Source organism: Corallococcus sp. CA053C (genome assembly GCF_003611675.1).
Taxonomy (GTDB): Bacteria; Myxococcota; Myxococcia; order Myxococcales; family Myxococcaceae; genus Corallococcus.
Genome location: NZ_RAWA01000652.1, coordinates 1 through 3152, shown reverse-complemented (window position 1 = coordinate 3152; position 3152 = coordinate 1). Strand labels below are relative to the sequence as shown.

Annotated in this window: 1 protein-coding gene; it reads right to left on the bottom strand. The window is 72.3% G+C overall.

All coding sequences use genetic code 11. The features are described 5' to 3' along the window. Positions 1 to 3152: beta-ketoacyl synthase N-terminal-like domain-containing protein (locus tag D7V97_RS41640; protein WP_233583575.1), on the bottom strand; the 3152-nt coding region annotated here is incomplete at both ends.

Here is a 3152-nt window from a genome sequence, read left to right as displayed (position 1 = left end):
GGGAATGGGGGACGCCGGGAGGACGGACGACCCTGGTGGCGGCTCCGGGGGTGACGGCTCCGTGGATTCAATCCAGTAGCGCTCTCCGGCGAAGGGATAGGTGGGCAGGGAGACCCGCCGTGGCGGGTGCTCCCGGTACAGGGCCCGCCAGGGCCACGACGTGCCCTCGACCCAGGCGCGAGCGATGGCGGCGTGCTCGCCCCGGGCCGCGAGTGCCAGCAGCGCGGACTCCGAACCCGCCGTGCGTGTCTCCGCGACGGTCGCCGTGAAGAGGCCCTGGGCCAGCAGCGCCCCGGGGGCTCCTTCGTGCGCCACGAAGGTACGCAGCCGGTCGCGGCAGGTGGCCAGGTCCGCCGCCACGAAGGCGAGCCGGGCGGACATCGCCTCCCGGCCCTGTTGCAGCGTGAAGCCCAGGGACTCCAGCTGCTCCGCGCCCCAGTCCGGTCGGGCGTCGAGGAAGTCGAGCAACCGCCGTGCCTGGACGCGCAGCCGCTCGGGGGTGCGGGCGGAGAGCACGAGGACCGCGGGCCGCGCGGGCGGGGGCACGCGCCGGGCTGGGGGCTGCTCCTGCTCCCAGGACTCGACGACGAGGTGCACGTTGACGCCGCCCGCGCCGAAGCTGCTGATGCCGGCGCGCAGGGGCTCTCCGGGCCGGGAGCGCCAGGGCGTGGGCTCGCGCTGGACGTGGAAGGGCGTGCTGGCGAAGTCGATATGCGGGTTGAGCCGGCCGCCGTGGATGAGGGTGGGCGCGAGTCGCCGGTGCCTCATCTGGAGCAGGACCTTGTGCAGTTGGGCGATGCCTGCGGCGGACTCCAGGTGCCCGATGCTGGCCTTGACCGAGCCGATGGCGCAGAAGCCCCGGTCCTCCGTATGGCGGCGGAACGCGTCCGTCAGCCCGGTGACCTCGATGGGATCCCCCAGGCTGGTGCCCGTCCCGTGCGCCTCCACGTAGCTGAGTGAGCGGGCCTCCACCCCGGCGCGGCGCAGGGCTGTGAGGATGACCTCGGTCTGCGCCACGGGGTTGGGCACCGTGTAGCCGTGGGTCTTGCCGTCGTGGTTGTGCGCGCTGCCCTTGATGACCGCGTGGATGACGTCCCCATCCCGCAGGGCCAGGGCCAGGGGCTTGAGCAGCACGGCGCCCACGCCCTCTCCCGGGACGTACCCGTCCCCCCCTTCGGCGAAGCTGCGGCAGCGTCCGTCGCTCGAAGCGAAGCGGTTGGCGCAGAGCATCACGTACTTGCTCGGGTGCAGCGACAGGTTGACGCCGCCCGCGATGGCCAGCTCACACGCCCCGGAGCGCAGGCTCTCGCAGGCCAGATGGACCGCGTTGAGCGACGACGAGCAGGCGGTATCCAGCGTGAGGCTCGGACCGCTCAGGTTGAGCGTGTAGGAGACCCGGTTGGCGATGGAGAAGGTCTGGGTGTTGAACGGGATGCGGTGGCCCCGGGCCCACTCCTGGGCACCGAACAGGGCGTACTCGTTGTAGGTGACTCCCACGAACACGCCCACGGGCGCGCGTTGATCTCCCTCGTCCGTCTTCGCCAGCCCCGCGCGCGTGTAGCCCGCGTCCTCCAGACACGCCCAGGCCGTCTCCAGGAACAGGCGCTCCTGCGGATCCATGTAGCGTGCGACCTGCGGGGAGATCTGGAAGAAGGCCGCGTCGAAGCGGTCCACCCGGTCCAGGAAGCCACCCCACCTGGCATAGATGGAGCCCGGCTGACGGCGCGTGGCATCGAACAGGGGACGGTAGTCCCACCGCTCCGTGGGGATCTCCTCGATGCAGTCACGGCCCGTTTCCAGGTTGTGCCAGAAGCGCTCCAGGTTCTCCGCCTGGGGGTAGCGGCCGCTCATCCCGATGACGGCGATGTCCATCGTCCCGGGCATGGGCCCGGGGACCTCGCGCGAAGGCGCCGCGTCGTGGAGCGCTTCGTGCCGGGGCGCGGGCTCCGGGGCCTGCGTCGCGGCGGAGCCGGTGGCGCCCTGGAGCGCGAGCCGCTGGATGCCCCCGGGGTGCTCCTCGCTCAGGTAGGACGCCAGCTGCGCGAGGCTCTTGTATTTGAAGAACAGGGTGATGGGGAGCTTGCCGAAAGCCACCTCGAGCTTCTGGTGGAGTTCGGCGATGAGGATGGAGTTCATCCCGTAGCTCTCGAAGTCCGCCGTGGGCTGGATCGCCGCCGCATCCAGCCGGGCCGTGGTCGCCAACGCCTGCGTGAGCGCGTGGAGCGTCGCGCTCCGGAGTGCCGCTGCCTCCAGCGGCCCGTCGCCGCCTGGAGGCGCCTGCCGCACCACCGCTTCGACGGCCGGGGCGGGCTGCGCAGCCGCGTGCTTCACGAAGAGCTGCTCCGCGGAGGCGGGCAGCAGCCAGTGCCGGGTCCGGGCGAAGGGAGTGCCCGGCAGGGACACGCGCCGATGCCGGTGCGGGTAGAGCAGCGACAGGTCGGAGGTCGCCCCGCTCACCCACAGTCGGGCGAGCCGGTCGAGCTCTCCTCCGGCGGCCAGCGCCTCCAGGAAAGCGGCACCGGCGGCTCCGCCCAGGAGCGCTTCATGCGACCGCGACGCTTCCACGCGGCCGGCATGCACGTGCTCGGCGCTGCCCCGCTCGAGCCAGGCGTCGAGCCGCGCGGCGAGCTCGTCGTTGTCACGGACCACGAGCGCCAGGCGCTCCTCCAGGACCTCGCGTCCCACCGTGAGGGTGTACGCCAGATCTTCCAGGAGGGGTGGCTCCGTGCGGCGCAGGGCCGCGCGCAGCCGCTCGGCGGAGGTCCGCAGCGTGGCGGATTCACGGGCTGACAGCACCACCAGTTGGGGGAGCGCGGTTCCCGCGTCCGGCTGGGGCTCCGCGCGGTACTCCTCCAGGACGACATGGGCGTTGGTGCCGCCGAACCCGAAGGAGCTCACGCCGGCACGCCGGACCCCCTCCACGCCCTCGGCCCCGGTCGGTTCGGGCCAGGGGCGGGTGCGATCGTTGATGTAGAACGGGCTGCCCTCCAGCCGCAGCTCGGGATTGGGCGTCTGGAAATGGAGGCTGGCGGGGAGGGTGCGGTGGCGCAACGAGAGCACCACCTTGAGGATCCCCGCGATGCCCGCGGCCGTCTCCAGGTGGCCGATATTCGTCTTGACCGAGCCGAGTGCGCAGTGGGGCCGGGCGGGGA